Source organism: Chitinophaga sancti (genome assembly GCF_034424315.1).
In the GTDB taxonomy this organism is placed as follows: Bacteria; Bacteroidota; Bacteroidia; order Chitinophagales; family Chitinophagaceae; genus Chitinophaga; species Chitinophaga sancti.
Map to the genome: position 1 here is coordinate 2013850 of NZ_CP139972.1, position 23401 is coordinate 2037250.

14 protein-coding genes are annotated in these 23401 nt (G+C 42.1%); 6 read left to right on the forward strand and 8 right to left on the reverse strand.

Annotated features, from left to right (window positions below):
• Nucleotides 1-3: 3 nt before the first annotated feature.
• Nucleotides 4-2430: a hypothetical protein gene (locus U0033_RS07715; protein ID WP_072362389.1), complete on the reverse strand. Its 2427-nt coding sequence runs from the start codon at nt 2428-2430 to the stop codon at nt 4-6.
• Between the two features lie 346 nt (nt 2431-2776).
• Nucleotides 2777-3529 (reverse strand): DUF2310 family Zn-ribbon-containing protein, encoded by a 753-nt coding sequence (locus U0033_RS07720; protein WP_072362388.1) that lies wholly within the window; start codon nt 3527-3529, stop codon nt 2777-2779.
• A gap of 27 nt (nt 3530-3556) precedes the next feature.
• On the opposite strand from U0033_RS07720, the gene U0033_RS07725 reads away from it, so the two are divergent.
• Nucleotides 3557-3703 (forward strand): hypothetical protein, encoded by a 147-nt coding sequence (locus tag U0033_RS07725; RefSeq protein WP_177318619.1) that lies wholly within the window; start codon nt 3557-3559, stop codon nt 3701-3703.
• 678 nt (nt 3704-4381) lie between these two features.
• On the forward strand, nt 4382-4597 hold the full coding sequence (locus tag U0033_RS07730; protein WP_072362387.1) for a hypothetical protein: 216 nt from the start codon (nt 4382-4384) through the stop codon (nt 4595-4597).
• Between the two features lie 367 nt (nt 4598-4964).
• Here U0033_RS07730 and U0033_RS07735 read toward each other — a convergent pair whose 3' ends face one another.
• The 5 genes from U0033_RS07735 to U0033_RS07755 all read right to left on the reverse strand — a co-directional run bounded on the left by U0033_RS07735 (nt 4965) and on the right by U0033_RS07755 (nt 19465).
• A complete protein-coding gene (locus tag U0033_RS07735; protein ID WP_072362386.1) occupies nt 4965-12605 on the reverse strand; it encodes a hypothetical protein in 7641 nt (2546 codons plus the stop codon).
• A 43-nt stretch (nt 12606-12648) separates the two neighbouring features.
• Nucleotides 12649-13638, reverse strand: a complete 990-nt coding sequence (locus U0033_RS07740; RefSeq protein ID WP_072362385.1) for a hypothetical protein — start codon at nt 13636-13638, stop codon at nt 12649-12651.
• Nucleotides 13638-15737 carry an HNH endonuclease gene (locus U0033_RS07745; RefSeq protein WP_072362384.1) on the reverse strand — a complete coding sequence of 700 codons (2100 nt, stop codon included), beginning with the start codon at nt 15735-15737 and terminating at the stop codon, nt 13638-13640. The genes U0033_RS07740 and U0033_RS07745 overlap by 1 nt, the downstream gene beginning before the upstream one ends.
• 714 nt (nt 15738-16451) lie before the next feature.
• Nucleotides 16452-18113, reverse strand: a complete 1662-nt coding sequence (locus U0033_RS07750) for an alkaline phosphatase family protein (RefSeq protein WP_072362383.1) — start codon at nt 18111-18113, stop codon at nt 16452-16454.
• Between the two features lie 56 nt (nt 18114-18169).
• Nucleotides 18170-19465, reverse strand: coding sequence for a beta-1,3-glucanase family protein (locus U0033_RS07755; protein WP_072362382.1), 1296 nt, complete (start codon nt 19463-19465; stop codon nt 18170-18172).
• A gap of 301 nt (nt 19466-19766) precedes the next feature.
• On the opposite strand from U0033_RS07755, the gene U0033_RS07760 reads away from it, so the two are divergent.
• From U0033_RS07760 to U0033_RS07775, 4 genes are all read left to right on the forward strand, one after another.
• A complete protein-coding gene (locus U0033_RS07760) occupies nt 19767-20390 on the forward strand; it encodes a hypothetical protein (RefSeq protein ID WP_072362381.1) in 624 nt (207 codons plus the stop codon).
• Nucleotides 20391-20456: 66 nt separating this feature from the next.
• Entirely contained in the window at nt 20457-21116 is a 660-nt protein-coding gene (locus U0033_RS07765) for a hypothetical protein (RefSeq protein ID WP_072362380.1), read from the forward strand.
• Nucleotides 21089-21898: a sensor histidine kinase gene (locus U0033_RS07770; protein WP_072362379.1), complete on the forward strand. Its 810-nt coding sequence runs from the start codon at nt 21089-21091 to the stop codon at nt 21896-21898. Before U0033_RS07765 ends, U0033_RS07770 begins: the two co-directional genes overlap by 28 nt.
• Nucleotides 21899-21908: 10 nt before the next feature.
• A complete protein-coding gene (locus U0033_RS07775; RefSeq protein ID WP_072362378.1) occupies nt 21909-22583 on the forward strand; it encodes a response regulator transcription factor in 675 nt (224 codons plus the stop codon).
• A 223-nt stretch (nt 22584-22806) separates the two neighbouring features.
• Here the strand turns inward: U0033_RS07775 and U0033_RS07780 are convergent, their stop codons facing one another.
• Entirely contained in the window at nt 22807-23175 is a 369-nt protein-coding gene (locus U0033_RS07780) for a hypothetical protein (protein ID WP_143150755.1), read from the reverse strand.
• Nucleotides 23176-23401: the final 226 nt, after the last annotated feature.

Sequence of the window (23401 nt, forward strand, 5' to 3'; positions counted from 1 at the left end):
CTGTCAGTTTATCTGGTAATGAACCGCCATAGCGGTATTGAATTTTCCGTAATAATAATTAGCTGCGGAGTTGAACAGGTTCTTGCGCACATCTGCAGAAAGGCTTACGCTCCAGCGTTTGTACAGCTGTGTAGCTGCCTGCTGACGAATACCGATCTGTTCCACCACATCCTTACTGTTCATGTAAATGAGGGAGCTACCACAGGATACTTTTTTGAATAAGTTATACTGGTAACCACCTTCAGTATTTAAGAGATTGTTGTATACCGCAGCATTGTTGACATCTTTGCTGAAATTCAGGCTGGCGATAATCATACCCGGTCCTGCCATGAGGGTCTGGGAAGAACCTATATTGAGGAACAGGGTTTTTACAGTCAGGTAGTTCAATTGCTGAATACCTATAGTGGAGTTATTACTGAATACTTTGCCATTGATCTTGCCATTTACCTGTGAAGAAAAGGATATTTTTCTGTTCAGGTAAGCGGTAGTACTACCTTCGCGCAAGGAGCTCTGTAATATATTCACACCCATGGTCACCTCCTTTGTAAAGCGGTAACGACCATCTACAGCGTAAGTAATGCTCTTTCTCTTTTCGCTAGTCAGTGCTGAGGTGGCGAGGTCACGGAAGTCTGTACGTACGCTGACCATGGCTTTATTTTTCAGCCAGCTGCGTTTGAGCAGGAAGCCGTACTGCATGGTTCCTCTGCTGCCGAAAGGCGCACCGGGGTTTACATAACCCAGACCGGAATAATTGATGTATACCTTATGTGTCAGACCCCATTCCTTTACACCTCCATTCAATGCGAGGCCTACAGAAGCTGTGGCCCAGAGGTCATCCATTAAATGACCGGCGGCAGATTTGGAGACACCTGCAGCATCGGAAGCGGTACCGTAAGTGCTGCTGGACTTGGACAAGGTTACATCCAGTGTACCCAATTCGCCAAGACTCACCTTTTCTGCTACTGATCCTACAAATACATTTCTGCTGAGGGAGGATGTATTAAAGCTGTTATTCGTTTGTGCTTTTGAGTTTGCATTCAGGGCCGTAAAGGAAGTAGTACCTTTACCGAGGGTAATGCCCTGCATACTGTAAGAAGACTTACCTGTTGCGGATTGCATGCCTCCATCCTGAATGCCGAGTTCACTGCTGTTACCTGCGAGTAAGCTGATGGCTTTATTTCCTTTGAGAAAGGAGCCAGCGGCACCGGACATGAATAAACCATTTGAGTCACCGACGCTACCTACTTTCATTGCCTGCATGTTCATCATGAGCTTCTGTAAGGCGCTTAACTGCAGGAGCTTTCCGCCCATTGCAGCCGTGTTCTCTCCTTTATTCATCCAGTTTTCGATATTACCAACTACCTGCTTTTGTGAACCCAGTAACTGGTTCATTTCTTTTACATCACCCATTTGTGATTTTAAAGAAAGCACCTGACGGAAGTATTCTGATTGCTGGTATTGTTTGTATAAAGCCTGATCGTTGCTATCTTTTGAGGCAGCGAGTGCTTTAACGGAATCCGCTGAGAAGCTGACAGGCAAAGAATTTCCCATGACAGAGCGACGTAGTTGTGCGGTGTCCAGGTACATCAGCTGATCGCCGGAAATTTTATTTTTAATCCCCTGCTGATCGATTGAATTGAGCGAAGAAGTAGCGTAAGACTTCATGCTGCTCTTAATATCGAGATCTTCGAGGAAGTATTTCTTTAAGTCGTAGTTCTGATTGAGCTGTTTATTAATAGAGCTCATATAGGTTTCTCTGTCGAATGAGAACTGCACGAAGTGAGCATCATTCAGAGAAGGACCGGCGTAGTTATAACCGGATAGCGTAGAATAATTAATCTGAACCGGGATACCACCAAGGGTGACTGCATCCTGTACCACGCCTTCGTTCCACCAGCCAGACATCATGGATGTAGTGTCCATATAAGCAGTAGTCCAGGAGACTCCTTTTAATTTATTTTCAGGCATACCAGGCAAACTAAACCCACTGGTGAGCTGGTTATTTCGCAACGCATAAAAACCACGTAACTTATTATCTAAGTACGCGGATGTTTTTGTGCTATCCTTCATGCTATTGAAGAGGGTCTTCATTTTGGTCATGCCGGCAGCGCTGTTGCCAGAGGTAAGGTATTGCGTGAATTGCGCTTTCGCAGAGGTATTCATGCTATTCAGTCCGAATTTACTGAATGGAATGCTATCCTTTGTGAAGGCGGTTGGCTGTAGGTTATTTGTTCCAGAGCGTTGGTTTACGGCTGATATAACAGCTTGTTTCAATGCTGGTTGATTTAACAATGCCCTATCTGCCAAACCAGCTGGCAGGGAGTCGGGGTTAACGGATGACAGGCTTCGCTGGCCCGCATACACACGGGTTCCCAGCAATACCAGCAGACATAAAACTACCGGCAATGCCCCTTTAGACTTTCTATACATAGTAAAAGGTTCAGTACGACATAGATATAAGGATATTGGACCTTAAACGGTCATATCACGGTACAAGAAATAATAAATACAGTTGAAAAACAGCCCTGGCATTTGGGTTATGAATTAGTTCGATAAATGCCACATACTACATCCCTCAAACATAGACATCAAGGGTTCCGCCATACTTTTTATGCTACAATTGATGCTTGATTAACAAATGCGTTCACATAGGTACACTGTAACAACTCTGTGCAAAGAAATATAATTTTTTGAAACTTTTAACAATAAAGGATAATATTTTTTAAATGATTTTGGTCAGAGGGAGAGAAACCAGGCATAGCATTGGTAATAATACCTATTTATCAATTCGTGTGTGGGAGATAATTTTACATTTATGACAGCAGCGGTTAAACTCGTCAAACATTTTTTCTTCCAGCTTCCAGTGTTCGCCACAGGATGGGCAGTTATCTGTAATATCATTCTTATAATTAAAAAGGTAGTAGTAGCAGGCTCTGGCAGTAAGGGTTTCTATGTTCCTGCAGATGGCCAGTCCGTTTTTTGTTAAAGGGCTTGTAATGGATGATAGTTTTTTATTACAATAGGCTTCATTGATATGACCTCTAAACCAAAGCGACATCAAATCATTGTAATCATTATGCCACCAGTTAATATCATTATAAGAAGGATCTCCATTATAAGTATATGGGAATTCGTATAGCGGTATTTGTTTAAAATCGTTGAAAGAACGAAGGGGGGAAGACCCGTCACCATACAAAATAAATGCGGATGCATTGGCGTAATCGCCTGACATTTTTAAGGGGTTCTCTCCTATTTTTTCAAAAGCTAAATCATATCCATAACTTTCTTTTAATTTTTCTAACCAGTATAAGGGATACTTGTTATTTTCTTTTTTAAATAGCATTAGTTCTGAAGGAGAATCTACTACGGCTCTCACTCCATCTGGTGTAAAGTTTAGAATAATATTCTGGGAGCAAATCTGGTTTTGTTGATATAGGATGCCCAAAAAGGTGTCTATATCATCAAGAAGATATAGGTTATCATCCTCGTCTAATGTTGGTCCGGAAAATATAAATTGATATATGATCATAGGTTTTTGAAAATTAAACAAAGGGTTATGCAATTTGTAAATGCAAAAAATACGATCAGTACTACCACCATTATCAAAAGACGTGCAACCACATCGACCGGATCTTTTATTACTGAAGTCATATCTTTTTTCAAACAGGTTACTACCACCTTTTTCCCTATTGCAGATTTCTGATAATGCAGGCGGTTCGCAGGAATTCTTCGTTGTCCATGAAAAGAATGAAATTCTATGAGCGCATCATACTTTGGAAAACCGTCCATATCTGTTGTTTCAATTGTATCTATAACGATACCTTCGTAACGTTCGCCATGTTTATAAATGAAATAGGTATATCGTCAGTTTTGTATTAAGGTAATTAATACAAAACGGATAAATATAAAATCAGCTAATAAAACCAATATCGTTTCTATCATCTATTCCATTTAATTGTTATCAGGCATTCACATAGGAGACACCTGTTACAGCCCCCCAGTGAAATACCGTTATATATTAATGTACCCATTAATACTGATTCAAAAAATAAAAAAGGAAATTATGGTAGTGTATTAGTTTCATTTTCTCCAAATCTTTTGTGTAGTTGACATAAGTATCAAGGGATCTGTAGCCGGCTAAACTAAAATTGACATGACACCCTTACCGAATTTGATATTACAAACAATTCTTTGTTGCAGGATCGAAGTTTAAAAATAATACCGCCCAATCATATTTTCATACTACGAATGTCTCATTATTTGATTATCTACCAACCCAGCTATTCCCCAGACGGATTAACACTATTTAACTATATAACTTTAAACGATCTGGCACGATACCGGTCTTATATACATTGTTACTCACCCAAAAGAATAGGTTATGAAAGCGAAAATTGTTTTGATCCTGATGATTGTATTTGCCGGTGCTACTACGCAGTTATCGGCTCAGCACAGACACCGATCAAAGACGGTAGTGGTTAAAACAGTACCGGAACAACCACATGTAGTGGCTTATCAGGGAGTGAATTATCATTATGCAGATGGCAGATATTACCGTCCTGTTAATGGCGGATACGAAAGGATACCACAAAATTAATTTTAATGATTAAACAGTATAAAACTCATTCCCTCCTTTTCCGACTTATATAAAAACTAATAATCCTCTATCAGTTTCTCCATCCCCATAACACATATCTTATACTACGCCATCTTCAAATTCGCAATCCCATCCAAATTATCCGCCACGCTTTCCCCTGATGACTACAAATGCAACATGCAAGCCGCCTTTTCCATGAAACAATTCATACAACTGTGATCCAGGATGTGAGGCATTCGATTACCAGGGTGTTTCGAAAAATAAAACAGCCAGCGTATCATCTACACTGGCTGTTCTATTCAAAATATCATCCACCATTATAAGCCTACCACTCACATATCAACCTTCCCATAACCCATCCTCCTCATTACTCAATATACACTGTCAAATCATATTCCGGGTCATATCCCTCCGGCGGCGGTGTTCGCTCCTGCATCATCAATCGTCGCTGACCTCCCCGATGAACCGTCGTATCACCATGCCGGATATAACTGTACTTCAAAGATGGCAACTCTCCCTCCCCTCGCAATGACCGGCTTCGTATACCACGACCAGTGAACAGATCGATCACCAGATTCCAGAAATTGTCTTTCACTAACTGGACCACATGTCCACTCACATTACCCAGTATATCTTCCAACTTTTCAGGCGCCACCAATATACTAATGTCAGGTAAAGACAACTCATACCCATTTATATTCAAACCCATCTGCAGCTGAAGCTCAAAACGCAGGGATTGCCCCCTCGCCGCCTCTATCTGCGCCCTCTTTGCCCTGATTGCCTTTTCCTGCTCCTGCAACTTACGTATCACAATCTGGTATGAAATAATCTCCTTCTCCAGGAACTCATAAATCCCTTCATCCGTATTAAGTAACCCATTCTCCACATCCTCCTGGTGATACTCCGCGTTATAACCAAATCCATTTTCAACAGACTTGCCCACTACCGCAGTATATTCAAATTTCTTCAGCCCGAGCTGCCTGTTAAACGCATCCCGCTTGGCCATTTCGACTTCGTACATTAATTGGTAAACAATATCATTTTGGGATGTATCTGCCGTTTCTATGGCCCTATTAATGCCATCCAGCGTATATCCGAACAATTGTGAACCATAAACAGCAGTATTCTCTTTTATCTTATCCAGGAAACTGAGCCTTGAAGACAACAATGCATACTGAACCTCACTATTCCATCCCTGGTTTTCAACCCACGCAATATATGCATTCACCGCCGTCATTAACTCCGTTCTCGCCCGGTTATAATCATTTCCCCAATCAGGATCAGAACCCTTTTTCTCCCTCGCATCAAACAGGTAATCCAGGATATTCAGGTTCGTACATCTTTCCTGTAACTGGATCATCTCATTTGCTCCAGGCGCCGGTGTATATACAATCCTGTATTTCCTCATGTGCGCCTTCTTTAAACCATCTACCTTTAGCACAAACTGAAGTACAATATCATAATCCGGAGCCTGCCCTGTCTCCAATACCTGCCTGATCCGACTCATATTATATCCCCAGGAGCGATGACCATAAGCGGCTATATAATCATACACCTTATCCAGGTAAGCTAACTGCTCCATGTAAAAAGATAACTGGTCCTCCGTTGAATATCCCAACATGGACAAGGTATCAAGATAATCCACTGCAGCGGCTTCAAATGTGTTCCATGCATAATTATAAGCCGGTAACCATTCATCTCCCGATCCCTTACCCTCCCGGGCTTCAAACAGCCTGTAGATGTACTGCATATTCAACAACTTAGGCTGCAGCTCCTTAATGCGCTTCAACACTTCTTCACGTTTTGCTGTATGGTCTTTGATCTCATCATGTTTTTTAGACACACTATTCTTCTTCTCATCCAGCTCCTGTTGCTTCCTCGCCATTTCCGCAATGTTAATCGCAATATTTTCCACAACTATATCCAGCTCCCTGTCGTAATCAAATGTGCTGGCATAAGTATCTGGATTGTATACCTTGATGGATAAATTGCCCTCAAATCCGCCATACCATTTAAATCCACTGAACACAACAATTTCATGCCAGCCAAAGAACCAGATCCAAAAACTCTTCTTAGAAATGGAGAGATCAAGTCCAACACTAAATATGGCATTCCCATCAAATCTTCCCAGGTCCGGAGCCATTGTACAATTCAACAGGAAACTGCTTTGTAACCTGTTAATCCTTAACCCTTCTGACAATGAAAAACTCCAGGCATTATCCATCACAACGATCCTTACACCCGCATGCAGGCCTAAAAATGTTACCCTGCCATCCAAATAAAAGACCCTTAACTTTCCTGCAACCTTATCCGTCAATATAAAGATCTCCGCACCCTTATATCTCCCATCTTCGAAGGTATCATTGAAATCAGTGATCCTTAATATCGATCCTATCTGGAAGGCATCAAATTCCCCTCTTAACAGGAATTCATTTTCTTGATTTCGGATCTGGAGAGTTACCTGCCTGCTGTTCAGGCTCACGATCGTATAAAACTCCTGTCGATTGTCACTGATCAATATCGTTGTTTGCGCATTAAAAGTTCCAAACACCGGCAAGGTCAGCGTCGTTGCTGCATGACTGATATTGAAATAATCATTGCTCCACATACAATGGACCCGGGTCACAGACTCCAGCTTTACTGGCAAATGTTCCGGGAAAAGATTCAGGAATCCATCAAAAACAAAATAATCCTTCCCCTCTATATTTTTATACTCAAAGACGGCACTTAATACCTCATGCCCCTGGAACAAAGAGGAACGAACATGCACTTCACCACTCAACAAAACAGGATTCTGATGATCCTGCTTATCTACTTTAACGATACCCTTTGCAGAAAGCTCCAGCAAGTCAGATATCGCACCATAAAACTGTAAGTGCGTAACAAACCCCTTATCCTTAACAGCGATAATACCCAGGTGAGCACTCATTTTCAGCGTGTTCCACAGCTCAATATTCCCTTTCCCCAGGAAAACTATGCCTTCTGTATTCGCAGGTAATGGCTGCGTAAAAAAGTGGTCGATGGTTTCATTTGCAAGTTGTAAGGATTGGATCACGGCCTGCTTACCAGCATATTCTCCTGGTGTAGTCAAAGCATAAGCCAGCTCAAAATTAAAATCCAATAAGCGACTATGCCCCGCTGATGTAATATGGGCAATGCGGTATTCTACCGGAATTGCTTCTATCAGCCTGCGCAGCGAAAAGAACTTAATTGTATTCAGCACCTTTGCTATGATCTTCGCCGCATTGATCCTTACCAGCTGCCCCTGCTTCTTCCCGGCCACTGCGCCTCCCAGGTATCCAGGTAACATGATATAACTGTCTTCAAATGTAAAGACCAGGTTAACATGTTTCGGCAGCTCTTCATCCGATTCCGGTAACTGGTAAACCGGGTCCGTAAAGAATCGCTTCAGGTTTTGTAATATCCTGAATACCTCTGCGAGGTCTGCTTCCGGTTTCGGGAAACTAATATGCGCATGTACATGCAGTCCCTCCAATCCATAGTGATCCATACCCACGTGTTTATAAAACAATGGTATTGGAATAGGCACCACCGTCTGGTATACAATGATCGCATATAGATCCGATATAGTAAGGGTCTGCTGGAACTTGCGGGTATCCGGTAATAATTGGCGGGAAGCCTCTGGCAACCAACCGGCAATCGCTGCCGCTCCCAGGGAAAGAATATCAAACTGATCAAAGGTTGCATCCAGTGCAAGGCTAAACAAACTGCCTCCAAACAACGATCCAAATGAAAGATTGCGCAGCTCCATTCCTCCTAATGCCGGTAATGGCCCTACCATCATTGGATACAATACACGGATGGGATCACTATGCTCACCTACCCCGACAGACAATTCTACATTACCCGTACCCGTTACTGATATCTTTGCATGGAATTGCTCAGGAATAGAAAATTGCATGTAGTTATTTACCAGCCTGTCAGGCAAATAAGCTACAGATTTATTAACAGCATCTATGGCTGCCTCTAATAAATCCTTTACTTCCCCATCAGGCGCCAATGCTTCAATGAATGGACCTATCAGCAGTTTCCGGTCATCGTCAAAAAACCGGATGTTACTAATCGGAATCTTATCAGGTAATAAGGAAGCAACTTTATCCAGCTGTAATTTATTAATCAATAATTTCTTCAACAGGCTTACCGGTATTGCCAGCTCACTTTCCCGCTCTACACTAATAGCAGCCGCAAATGATGTTCCGTTTAAAGAAAATACCGGTGGGGTGAACCTGAATTTACCACAATCACCAAGGTCTACTTTTACCCAGCCATTTTCCATCTTCACCGCAGCAATCGGGGAGCTCAGTAATTTCACCTCTACCTTACTTCCTAAAATGCCTAATTTTAATCGTACCGTAGTTTCATCGGGTTTTGCCGGATCAAAGGCATTGAAAAATGGCTGTGACAGATCTCCAAAGATATGATCCAGGGCTGCCGGGATCCTCAATCCTCCCACGATAGAAAGCCCCATCTCACTCCCCAGCTGAATATCCAGGTCCGAGATCAACAGGTAGGCTGTTCCCAGGGATACAGGTTTTCCTTCTTTTTCTATATCTGGAATTGGAATAGCAACAGGCCCGATCAATTTGTCCAGGTGGATGTGGAAACTGCCATCCTGAAGTCGTAATGTGGTTTGAAATTTAACGCGGTCCTTCTCTCCAAACAACTGGCAAAATTTCTCCGGCAATCCCTTGATACCAAAATCAAGCCCCGCTTCCATCTGCCAACCGGATACCCCTGCCGTCACTGTTTTAAATACAGAAAAATGATCAAATCCAAACTGGAATGCCAATTGTTGATCCGGCACCGGCAGGGATATTGTCAAAGGCGCGGATGTATTGGTAACCTTCAATCCTGAGCGTTCTGCGGAACTGAATAGCTGCACGGTACCTGCCAGGCTGCCCAGGTGTTCTATCTTTATTGCTGCCGTAGCATCCATTTCCCAGGCGGCACTGGTATTCCCCTGTTGCCTTTTATAAATAAAGGAAAGCTTATCCACCTCCAACCCGGCAACTCCATCTATGTTTAATAACTGTAGTTGATGCAGATCTGCTGTTAACCGGAGACTGTTATCCTTATAGCCCGCGACGGCATCCAGCTGATGATCATACAGCGAGATCCTTGCATGGCCTTCTATTTCTGGTGACTGCAATTGTCCTAACAATATATCCAGCTGGAATGACTGGAAATTACAATGTTCAATTACTGCAAATTCACCCGTAAATGAGGTCTTTAATGCACCCTGTATCTTTAACTGGCCATCCGCGTTCTTTGTTCTGGCGACAGACAATGAAGCCAGTGAATGCAATTCCTGTTGCCCCTCAGCAAAGGTCCAGTCTACTTTTGCTGCCCCTGAAAAAGAAAAAGATCCTTCATAAGGTTTTAAACTAAAGCTTAGATCCTGGAAACTAACAGCAGGTAATTCCGCTGGTAATGCAGTTTTTCCTAAGAATAACTGCGCCAGCTTATTGATATCAATCTCACGGATAGCACCCGATAAAGAAGTAGCTTGTTTGTCTGAAGGAATGATAATATCCAGGCGGATATCTGCATTATCGTCTACCTGGCGGGTATCCATATTGGCATGGAATCCCATTGTCACCGTTCCTGAGGTATCCTTCCTGAATACAATAGCACCACGTAAGGTAAAGTAGTTGTCAATCGATAAAATGCCGGTAGCTTCCAGCGCCAGGCTTGCCGTAGCAGCCGCCCCCTGTTTGCTAATGGTTAAACCAAGGGTACTGCATCCCAACACACCTATCCCTTCAGAGGCAATAAGAGGCACATATTTTTTTTCATTATTCTCTGCGCCAGACCAGGAAAGACTTAAAGTGTTTGATTGATAAGCGGCCTGCAAACTCATTTCATACCCTAACAGCAATGCTTTCAAACTGCCCGAAGCTGACCAGTCCTGGTTTTCTTTTAACTCGAAACCAAGATCCAGCTGATGAAGCTTACAATCATTACAAATGATAACATCCCCACTTACCAGCATATTTATACGGGCTGTCACGGCTCCACCACTAAGTTTTGCAATATCAATATCCAATTCAGCATGTAATGGCGTGCCATTATTTGCATAATCCCAGTCTGCATTTGCTTTGCCTTTGAAAGACCAGGCCTTCGTAACGGTATTAATACTAAAATAGATCTCTTTACATTTCACATCCGGTATTTCTCCCGCCAGTTCTTTTCCTGTCAATGCCTTTACCATTGATGATAATTGCATCGCTGGAATCGTACCGGTAAGCACCATCCCTTCCTCCAGGGTACAGCTGATTCGAGCGGAAACAGCCGCAAAAGTGATCGTACCAGCAAGGTAACCTGAAATCTTTCTGCGTGTCGAATCAAAAGGTTCGATAATATCCACCTTCAGCTCAATATCAGCAATAGATAGTATTTCCTGCAGGATCGTCACTGTCGACGGCATTTGAATCCCTAACCGAAATGCAGACAGGTGCCCATTCTCCTTATCTAATGTAATGGCAAACTTCCCGATTGTAAGTTGTAATTGTCTGAACAGTGAATCAGCCGGGAACAATTGATCAAAAACCGTTGCCGTATCAGTCAATTCAGCAATTGTACCAATATCCGGTAACGTCAATGGCGCCATCAGGTAAAAATCCCAATTATCATTCGAAGTATTACGACCACATGATATGGACACCAGTGTATTAAAAATGCTGGCTGTACCATAGATCCTTCCGCTAATTCCCCAGGAAGTATTTTGCCTGTCTATTGTTAATCCAAGGCCAAAGTTGATGATTTCAATTTTACCGGGTAATAAAGGCCATTTATTAGCAGCTTTCACCGCAATATTAAAACGCTCCAGTTGTTGTTCCTGGAGGTTAAGGGCCACACCCAGGCTTTCAATATTCATCGCCCCGCTTTCTGCAATTCCTTTCGGCAATACTGCGCTAAAATCATCAAGGCCAATAAGGGAAAATAGTTCACCCAGCGAAGGTAATGCCGATACAGTACCTGTTTCGAGGAAAGTCGTTCCATTTAATGGGTAAGGAACAGATGCCAGGAAATATAACCTGCCTACACGCATCTTCCCGGATATCCTCCCTGATACAGCATATGGAAACCTGGCGACCGAACTGTCGTAGACCATATTCAGCTGTAACTGCACTGTTTCAACACTTAACTCAGAACATAGCTGCCAGCTGCCGGCACTTGCTACATCTAATGTTAAGGCTAAGAGGCGGGGAATACCCGGATCAAATGAGATATCCAGGGTATTAATTTTAAGGGAAGGTAAGTCACGTATTGCTTCAGGAAGGGCATTGACAACATCATCACCTGCAATAAGGCCTACCAGGTCTGCCAGTGAGGGTAAAATAGTAGATGGCGCTACTTTGATCCGCCAACCCTTTGCACCCAGCGGAATGGTTACTGCTACGGGTACTACTTTGTCCTTAATCACCAGCGATGCTTCAAAAATGGCACTATGCAGATAACGAAGGCTGATAGGTGATATTTCCTTTAGCGCATTTAGGCTGATATCCTTCAGTGAAAATCCCTCCAGGCCCAATGGATTCCACACGTCAGGGACCTGGGCAGTAATTTTCAGGTATTCACTATTAAGTCCTGACCTCGCCGCTGCATGCAAGGATAATTTTGGGAAAAAAGGTAAGGAGACCTCTTTAAAGCTTTCAATATTGAAGGGGATCAGTGTTTTACCCAGCTGAAAAAGATCAACTCCTGATACTTCACAATCCAGGAAAGCAAATGGAAGCCCGGCATCCTCTCCGAGTGTGATAGTGACCGGCACCATCATGCCTAATATCCGGGATGTTCCTTTTATTACTTTTACTTGTTTACCAGTAGCCGTCAGGCCGTCCTCTATTTGGACTGCCGATAGCGATATTAATTCCTGATCCAGCAAAGAAAGGATCCGGGCAAAGGCAAAATTATCGACAGGGCTGATAGTAAGGTTATTTTCCGCAGAGGAATCTGTCAGTAAACGTTCATTCGTTTCCTGCATATGTCTTATTAATGGGTTGATAAGAAAAAACTTTAGGAATCAATTATTTCTTGGTAGGAGGTTGCCCTTCATCATCATCGGGATTTAAATTCTTTTCGTTCCGATCCATTTCATCTGGCAGCCGCTTTTTCTCATTTATCGGGATATTCTCATTCACGACTCCCTTTGCAATATAAAAAGGCACGAATGAGGCTCCTCCAGTTTGATCGGGCGGGAATACGCTACTCTGCCACACTGAACGGAATCCATTTAATTCGTATAGTGTGTTAAATTGTTCGTTGATAACATGGATCCCATTTATTCCATTACTAAGCAAAAAACTAATCTGGTCAATATACTTCTTCGTTAATAAAAACACTTTGTTTCGTATAATCGGGCGAAGGTCCTCATAGAAAGCATCCTGGGGGATGTAATAATTAATTTCTGTAGCAGCCGTGTCTTCCGGATAGTCATGATAAAATCCATTTAACCGGAACAAACGAATGGTATTCAATAATTTACTTTTTAGTTCGGGAACAACTGAATGCTGGGGCTGCATAAACAATGTTGTATAAGAACTTTCGTCAAGTAACATCCCATCATTATCTATTCGATAGTAGGTAACACTATTCCAGGAAAATGCATATATCGACTTCTCTTTAAACAATTCCAGGTAAGAATGATCCGGCCATAAATAATCATTAGGATTCGCAAGAGAAGGTACTTCTTTGGGGCTTACTATTACCTTCATAAAATAATCTTCGTCCTCATCAGCATCAGTTTCATCATGCATTTGATCTGACTTTTCAAATTTAAATGCATGCGAATAAGCAAAACCACAATCACCACAAATTAAAAAGCTATCATTAAAGTCCTCTTTCTTCAATGGGGATTCTGCTGTCAATATCCCTCTTGACCGATGAAAAAGATCAGCAACTATAGTTACTGCCTTTTCACAAAAATGACAATATCCTCCGGTAGTCGTAAACAGCGCGTATTTAAAATTTTGATACGAGGGTTCACCTGTGAATGTAGGTCTAAGTAAAGCAATCATTAGCCAATAATATAATCGTTAACAAAAGTTGTATTGGTAGAACGGTAAAAATGAGGATCAAATGAGCTGTCCAATATCCTCTCATTTAATTTTTCTACAAATTTCAATGCGGTTGGTTTACCCTCAGTAGTATCTAAAGTTTTAAATACATTGATCCAAACCGAAAAAAAACCAGATGAATAGGCCATTTCAATCATGTTATTCCATAGCAATGATTCCATAACAGTGCTTCTGTCATCCAGGGTATCTTTTAACGCGTCCCAATTGTCCTGCCATATTTTTTTATTCGTCGCATCATTATCTGTAAAGGGATTTTTAGGTTGATTAGCAGGCAAATTGAAATAGGCATGTAAACGCTGTCGCGCAGTCCGTTGCGCAATTTCTGTAGATAACAAATTAAATTGTCTTTGGGCGATCATCCATGTCTTGGTTCTATTAAGTATTCTCCCATCAACCAGGTCATTCTTTGTAGTATTTAAACCTACTATATTCATTATACTTTCGGTACCGAAGTCGAGTTTGAGATCTGTCGGAGAATTGGCAGAAACAAATTTGGCCGCTACAACCAGTCGTTCCAGATTTTTATCTTTTTGCTGAAGCACTACATAGTTATCATAATCCGCTATTTTATCTACCCACCATTTATCAGCGGAAGGATCCTTATTAGTATTCAAGACCGTTCCCGTACAGTTATATTGAATTGAAAATAGGGTGTTTCGTCCATCATCAGGCCAAAGATTCCATTCTTTCGCCTGTTTCTTTATATTTTCGTAACTAAAATCCAGCTCTTCACCTGATTGTTTAATTACTATAAGACGCCCTGAATCCAATAAAGAGAAATCATTATCATTATCAAGCTTTTTAAGAGAATTGATTGTTTTAGATAACTTTTCAAATGATTCTATTGTTTCTTTATCTTCGACTTTCTCAAATAATTTAGCCCATTCCTCGCTATCGTCGTTTGTGAAACTACCTTTAATGGTAAGTATCCCATTCTTCTCATCATAACTGTATTTTGATGAATTCGTATTAATAAAATCATCGATTTCCTGGGGTACTGGCAGGAAATCAGCGTCAATAGCTACAATACCAACCCCTATGCTATCTATTAATTGTTCGAATTTTCTTGATTTAAAACAATTTCTCAATATCGTTTTATCATCTGCAGAAAAATTGCCAATTATTTGCAACATGTTATGCTCTGGGAAATATACATAGGTTAAATCATTCAATGAATCCGTCAAACCCTCCAGACTTCTCATAAATGACGCCAAAGTCTTTTGGGGAACAAGAGACACCCTGAACTTAAAAGTCCAATTAGTGATGTCCGCATTATCAACTTTTCCATACAATATTCTTTGCCGGCCAAACAGCAAATTTGGAGTAGTCTGTTTATGAGAAGAATTACAAACCTTACATGAAATCACAAAATTATTCCAATCAGCCTGTAAGTCAGGGAACAAAGATTTAGGTAATTTATGCTCAATATCCAACAAGCCCCCATCAGTTATAATGGTATCACAATAAGCACAATACAACCCGTAAGTACGGATCAAATCTTCTTTCGCATTCTTATAAAAAATGGAGACCTTGTCTTTAAGTGGCTCGATTAAATACCTCTTAAGCCCATCCCATTTAGCAATTTTTTTCGGCAATGAGGGGTTCAGCTTTGGCTCTTTTTTCCACCTGGTAACACCTTCATCAAGCAAGAGCAAATTTACGACATCGCTCCATTTAATCAACAGCCTACAATAGTAGGCCCTGTTTCCCTGATGTTTTTCAATCAAAAGGACCTTGCTATTTAATGTAACTTCCGTATTTATCAATAAATTTTTTGATGCAAGGGTTGCAACTAAATAATTATTCCCTGGCACATGATCATTTTTTTCACCGTTTGGGATTGGTATCGTCGTACCTGCCTGAAAAAAATCAAGCAGATAATCTAACCGAGATATATCCCTATTTGCAAAGGGCTCCTGGAGGACATAGTCCAGTTTAAAATAAAGCTCAGTGTCTGTGACCGATTCAAGGTCGTTTAAGAACTTTCGCTGGTAATTGGAATTGCTTGTTGTGGGCGATGTCTTATTTAATGGTCTCATGTAAAGGTTTGGGAAAAATGAAACAAAATATAATAATCCGAAATAATCTCTCTAAAATAAATACCCCCACGTATGCATAAAATCGCCTAAGCGCTGTATCATTTTTTTTGCCGGGCTCCATTATCACCGGCATTAAAAATCAATCCTTTTTTTTCAGAAAATGGGGTTCATTCCTATTGGTGAATCCTCCTTTTTCATGCATGCTTTATAATAGTTTTATGCGCTACCACATAATAACCTGCCGCCAAAATCCCCTCTTTGCTCCCCGGCCACGTCAGCTTTTGACGTGTTTTTCTGCCTAAAAACACCATCGCTAACAACCTTAGTAAAATCTGCCTAAACAAAAAATCTACCCGTAGGCACTATTGTTATTCCTAACAGCAATGCTGTTAGGAATAACAATAAATACAGTGATTTCTACTCGTTATCTAAAAAGCTGAATTTCGGAATACAAACGTATAGGTATTCCCTCCTAAGAATGGATTTACATAATTCTGCAAAGGGCGTAATGATAACATAGGTGCTGTTTCGATTAAAAATGGGTATATTAATTTAAATGACAAGCAAGGTTAAAATATCATAACCGGCTTAAAATTAGATAATAAATAGATATCACAAAATTAATTTTCCAGTTTCTAGTAATTCTTCCCTGCTAGGTTTAAATGGAGACAAAACAAAACTTAGAGATCTGCATAACATTCCCTTTAAGCAGCGCTATGACTTCCCTGACGCTTTTTGACCAGCTGCCTGCAAACGTTCTTCGATATATTCGTTCACGCTATTATTATCGACAAATGCACGGGTTATGTTCTTACCGCTGTCGGGGTGCCCGGGCAAACTATTCAGGTAAATATTCAATAGCTCATTGATGTAAGGAACAGGTGGCGCGGCATTCATATTCAATGGTGGCGACCAGGGGCTGAGGGTGCCGCTTGCGAATGGAATGGCATTGCTTTGGGTGTTTGGATCTGTAGTAGGCAATGTTGCATAAGGTTCCATCCACACAGGGCAATCTTCTCGCATTGTCTTTACCCCGAATTGGCTGAAAGCGCAATTCAGCTGCGGCGCAGTGGCATCGCGCTGGGTAAGATAACCCACGTTTGCTTTATATGCTGCATTCAATTTATCGATAAGGAAACGAAGCACGGATGTATTTTGGTATTGTGTGCTGTCGATGCCTTTAGAAAGCCAGGGAGACACCAGTATGGCAGGCACCCGGAGGCCCAGGAGGGAGAAGTCGAATGTGGAGTTGAGTGTCCATTGGTTCCCACAACAACCCTGGGTATATTGTGTAAGCGGCTGTGCGCCACAGGTGGGGGGCTTTGCAGAGGGGGGAAACACATGATCGTAAATACCCCCATTTTCATCGAAGGTCACCACCAGCAAGGTATCTTCCCAGCATGGGCTGTTACGTAAGGTATTATATACCGCTGCCAATAGATTTTCGCCGGGTTGCATGAGTGCATTAGGATGCATACTGGTATCTGTCCATGCATCAGCGCCTGGCAGCCAACACATGATAAAACTATAAAATGGAAGAGCCCCATTTTTACAGTCTTTGGCAAATTCAGTAAGTGGAAATCCCTGGTAATTGGACAGGCCTTCATTCAAAAAACGGGTATCAAGCTGGCCAAGATTATTACAATCATCTACCGGCGCATACATCTTCCAATCGATATTAGCGCTCGGTTTACAACTATCAATTACATCAAATATAGAAGTGGCATTGACCATGCCGCCGTCTGTATCGTCTATGCTTACTGCATTGGTGGTGCCGCAGTGAATGAAAGCGCGATTGGGCAGGGTATGCCCCGGCATATCGCAATGCCAGTTATCGCACAGCACGAATTCGCTGGCCAGTTTGTGCAACACCTTCAGACTTCCATTTTCAAAATAGGTCATAGCAGCCTGCCCCTGTTGATTACAACTGTTATAGGTTGTATAAAAGCCCGAATTTGTAGCGGGATAGGTTAATGGCGGTGGTGTACTGGTGGCACCGATCAGCTGTCCCTTTGCATAGCCCGAAGTAAATACTGCCAGTGGATTGGATGGTAGTGCCGGGTCGCCTGTAACGGTAAATACCGGCCCGAACAAGTCAGGCATCATGCCATCTCCGAAATCGTGCGTGAAGTCATGCGCCTGTGGTATGTCCGGGTCAATGGGAGTGGGATAAACCGGGGTATTGGAGGGGCTGGGCGGCAACAGGGGATTGGGAAGATTATAATAATCCTGGTTGAGCTGCCCTTGCGAGAAAAGGCCCCTAACACCTGGAAAGGCGCCGAATAAGTGGTCGAATGAGCGGTTCTCAAACATTAATACCACCACGCGTTTGATACGGTCTAACCCATTGGGTACATTATTGGGTATGTTTTGCATATGGTGAAATTTTAAAAGAGGTTATCATTAATGGAACATGCTATCGATCTAAAGTGTCATGGATGACTACTGTTTACGCTGCCTATTGATGTAAAATTAATGTGTATGTTGGTTCCTTTGTTAAAATAGACAGATGAATTTTTTGAATAAACATCATCATAGGAATACGCATATGCCAGGCCATCAAATGCATATTGATGAATTATTTTACCATAATACTCGGTAAAACCACCGGGTGCTGCACCAAAATAATTGGAAGAATGGATCCAGTCGTCGGGCTTATTGAGGCTGGCTACCCCACGGCAGATGGAAATCGTCAGAGACAAGAGGGCGTTTTGTGCCGAATCGCTTGCCCAGGCACCTGGTAATGTACTCACAAGAGCATTGCCCCATATAACAAAGCCCCAGTCAATAGTGCTTGCCTGCCCGGCAACATTATGCCAGTTCTCAGCCAGGTTGATGCCTGGGTTGACAGGCAACCCAATAGAGAAGGTATTTCCATTCGATGTTTTTACAGTAAGGGTATCCCCGGATTTGTTTACACTTCCGGTATCAACGTTGATGGAGCTGGGGTACAGCTTATCGTAAAAAAGAAACTTGCGGCCGGGGCTGAATACTTCGTTCTTCAGGTAATGGTTAAAATAATTATCCATTTGCCGGGCGGCGCCGGTGTCGGAAAAATCAGCATAAGCAGTTTGTTGCGGTGCTAAAAAACGTAAATAATTTCCCTGTTTGTCTGTTACAAAAAGTTGACTATACCATGCCGTGGTATCTGATGCAGGAATGCTCTTAAACGCATTATACATGGTCTGCCGGTTGCCTGTAAGCCCCCTGGTAACCTGTTGCCCGTTCTGGTCTGTTAACTGCATTGTATAGGTAATAGCGTACATATCTACATTGGTAGAATTTATATTGTAGCTGCCCTCCGCATGGGTGTCAAACTCAATAAAATCGAATATGTTATTTGCCCCACCATTCTTAACCTGGCTCATTGAAGGACCGGAACCGGCAGCAAATTCAGTGCTGTCGAAATCCTTTCCCACTGCAACGTATAATCTCGCACTTTGTATGGCCGGCACAGGAATACTGTCTGGCAGTTGCGACAAAGGCATGGAAGTAACATTCGATTTGTACCCTGTGAATTTTCTCAATTGCCCGGTTTCAAAATCCAGGTAACTGTAGTGTAAACTGTCAGCCGGGTTTAGCCCTACTATGCACACGAATATGGAATCTTTACTTACGGTGCTGTCTACGTTCTTTAAAGAAAAATAGCAGGTAGGAGGCTTGCAGCCGAATAATGACAACAGCAAAGCGAATAAAAAGTACGTTATGATTATAGTTTTACTTTTCATAAAATATTAATTTAAGTGGGAAGAAGATCAGGGTTTAGCGGCAACCGCTTGCTTCCCCAAAATTGAGATATGAAAAGCAGATTGTTCCGGGCAGAATTATGCGAATTTAAAAACAGGGGTATTTGCCGTGCAATAGGTAAAAATACCTATTAGTGTAATCTACCATTATAGGTTGCCAGCCTTGGTATTGCCATCGGTTTTCTTATTTAACTACCAGATTTTTTTATAAACAGGCAACTATTACTATTACTTACAATGCCAAATTCTATATTTGTCATATTTACCCCACAACCCACTCAATATGAAAAAGTTAATCTTACTATTGTCGGTACTGATCGCACTTATTTCTGCAACTTCCTGCCATCATGATCAGTCCAATGCTTCATTAAAAGCAACCCAAACCGACCCCACAAATACATCCTCCTACGGCAGCTTAATTGACCTTGTTCATTCAGATACAGCTGCCATGTGGCACGAAAACCTCGACAGCATCTGGGAAAAGGCCCTGCCCCAGGATACAACTGACAAAGTACAGTATTTTACAGTGAGGAGCCAGGATCTGCTGTGGGGAATGGGATTGGACACCAGCAACAAGGGCCTGGATTCTATGTTAAAGAAATACTCCATAGCAATTGGTAACGATAGCGTTCGAAGATTCGTACGGATTACCCTGGGATATGATAATATCCAAAAACGTTTAAAAGCGTTTATTCAGCCAGTCTATGATGTACAGATGGTAGGTGACTCGATTGCTAATGCAGGAACGGCATGCTATTTTGATTCTAACGGAAAAATTATCTGTAATGGATTGGGCTTACCTGGAAGCCACCTGAAGTCTGAAAAACTTGCTGGTTCCAATAACTCCTATGTGGGCGACCTCAATTCCCCCTGCCCACCCATCTGCGGCTCAGCCCCAACCAACTAAACAAAAATCAATGCCACGCAGCCAGGAGCATAAAACAGGGAACATTCAACGGTAAATTACAGCATTATGCGTTTTGAAAAAGTGGTTATCTTACTTTCCTATTTGCCGGTTTGCGGAGCAGCTGCGCTGGCAATGGCTGTTTATAGAAAGTCGGACCGGGCATTGAAAATGTTTTGTATCTATGTACTTTTCTCTACAGTTATTTTACTGCTTTCCCTGGTACTCTCCCAAAACCGTATCAACAATATGATACTGCTGCACGTTTATTGCCCGGCCGGTTTTTTACTGTTGGCTTATTTTTATAAACGACTGCTCAACAATGCCGTTAACAAAGAACTGTTCCCCGTATTAGCATTGCTTTTTGTGGCGTTTTCTCTTGTAAATTCTATATTCTTTCAAAATATTTTCACTTTCAACTCTTACGCCTTAACAACAGAATCCATTCTTATCATTATTCTTACCCTGTTCACTTTTCTTGTGTCACTGCACCGGAACAGCACCTCACTGGTCATAAGAACCAACCTGAATACCGTGAACTGGATCAATTCCGGCCTGTTGTTGTACCATTCCTCTACCCTGCTGCTCTTTTATTTATCCAACTACTTAACGAAATTTTATAGTCTCAATTTCAATCTAAACATCTGGCTCCTGCATTCTGTTGTATCTGTTATAATGTATTCCTGTTTTATTGTTGGATTATGGAAGCAGCTAAAAACATGTCCATAGCGAACCTGCTGGTTCCATTTTCAATTGTCCTGTTCATCATTGCAATAGGGGTTATTTTGCTGTACCACAGTTTTCAAAAAAAACTGTACATCAATGAACTGGAGAATGCAGCTAACAAAGCAAGGCACCAGGAAGACTTGCTTGAAAACGCTGTAATGGTACAGGAAACCGAAAGAAAACGGATTGCATCCGATTTGCACGATGAACTGGGTGCTATTATTTCCATCATGAAAATGAACCTGCTGTTCATTATGCAAAAGGAGAAAAAAGGTAAAGAAGAGCCGGACCCGGCCACCCTGGAAACATTACAAAACCTAACCAGGCTGGCCGAAACCGGTCTCAATACAGTAAGAAACCTCAGTCACCAACTGATGCCACCCCAGCTGGCAGCATTTGGATTGATAAGAACCCTGAACTCGTTTGCCGATAGCATAAATGGAGCGGGCCTAACAAAAATTGTTATTGACGTACCGGATGAATTGCCTGAAATAGAATGGATGACCACCCTGGGCTTGTACCGTATCCTAATGGAGTTACTTACCAATACCCTTAAACATGCCCAGGCCAGCCTGGTTACCATTGATATAAGTATCAGTAACAAGAACGAGCTGCTGATCTCGTATGCCGATAACGGGATAGGTTTGCCCACCGTTGGAAACCTAAAGGCCGGTATGGGATTAAAAAATATAGAAGCCCGTGTAAATGTGTTAAAAGGCACCTACAATATATCAAGTCCTCCGGGAGCAAGAGGCTTCCAGTCAGCTATTACCATTCCCCTATAAATGAAACGCCATGGAAGAGAAAATAAAATTAGGAATTGTAGAAGATCAATTCCTGTTCAGAGAAGGGCTCAAAGCCCTGCTGAAAAACTGGCCCGGCTTTGAGGTGATATTTGAAAGCGCCGATGGCTTTTCGGTGATCAACAGGCTTCAACAGCAGGCCGACATTCCCGATGTAATGCTGGTAGACTTATCACTACCACCCAATGACAGGAAAGAATTTTCCGGGGCGCATCTTACCCAGGCCCTGCAGGAACATTTTCCTACAGTGAAAATACTGATACTGACCGTGCACAAAGACGAGGATTTTATAGTTGAATTGATTAAAAACGGTGCACATGGTTACCTGGTGAAAGATTCAGATCCCGAAGAGGTGCATGAGGCCATCCTGTCTGTGCATAACAAAGGATCGTATATCAATACCAGGGCATTACTTGCCTTGCAAAACAGTATGGCGAAAAAAGCCCTGCGACCCAAAAAACTACTGGTAAATATTTCGGCACGTGAACAGCAAATATTGCAGCTCACCTGCCAGCAATATACCGCAGAAGAAATAGCCAGGGAGCTTTTCATAAGCGTGAAAACTGTCAATGGCCATCGGAATAACCTGCTGTTGAAAACCAGTTCGAAAAACGTGGCTGGCCTGGTAGTATTTGCAATAAAAAATGATATCGTAAAATTAAAATAACCAATAACCGGGCTGCATGGCAAAGGCAGGTTATTTCCGGCCCTCGTCTTAACCACGGCAAGGCAATTTACTGTTGCCTGGCAGGCTTTTCGGAAGATCATAACCCACTATATTGTTCAGGTGCAGTCCAGTTTACAGGCAACAGTTGTCGAAGATCACCGAATAGCCACTTATCGGAAACATATTTATCCAGGCATACCGGGCCAGGGAATTTCGGCATCAGCTACTCCGCCTGTAAAAACATAAACTCAAGCGTATTGAGCTGGATTTCTGGCGGAGCATTGAGGGAAAAAGTCATCACAAAATCACCGTTATTGGCATTAATCTGGTTGGTAATATATTCCGTTACCTTCCAATCACCATTGGGGCAACCCTGTGTGAAATTCATGATGATATTGTCGTTTGGAATGCCGTTTATAAACCGGAACTCAAGCTTGGTGGGCCGCAGTTCGGGAGGAAGACTGCAAAAGCTCATGGTAAATTTTCCCCCGTTAATATTGATTTGGTTTTCCAGGAATTCTGTTACTGTGAACCCTGGAATATTACCCTGGGTTAAAAGCATAATGGTTTGGGTTTGATTAGTGTTTGTCATAGTTATATTTTTGTCCTACTCTTTTGGCTTTTCGGGTTCGCCCCGGTAACGAATATCTTTACCGGCAGATAGCAGCGGTCAATTGTTTTATTGACCTGTTTTGCTACTATAAAGCTATTCATCAACCGGAAAGCGTACAAGATTATAAATACCTGATTTTCAAATCAGATATTTATACCTGGATCGTTCAAATTAGCGGGTATTTATAACTGGGGTCTGGAAAACG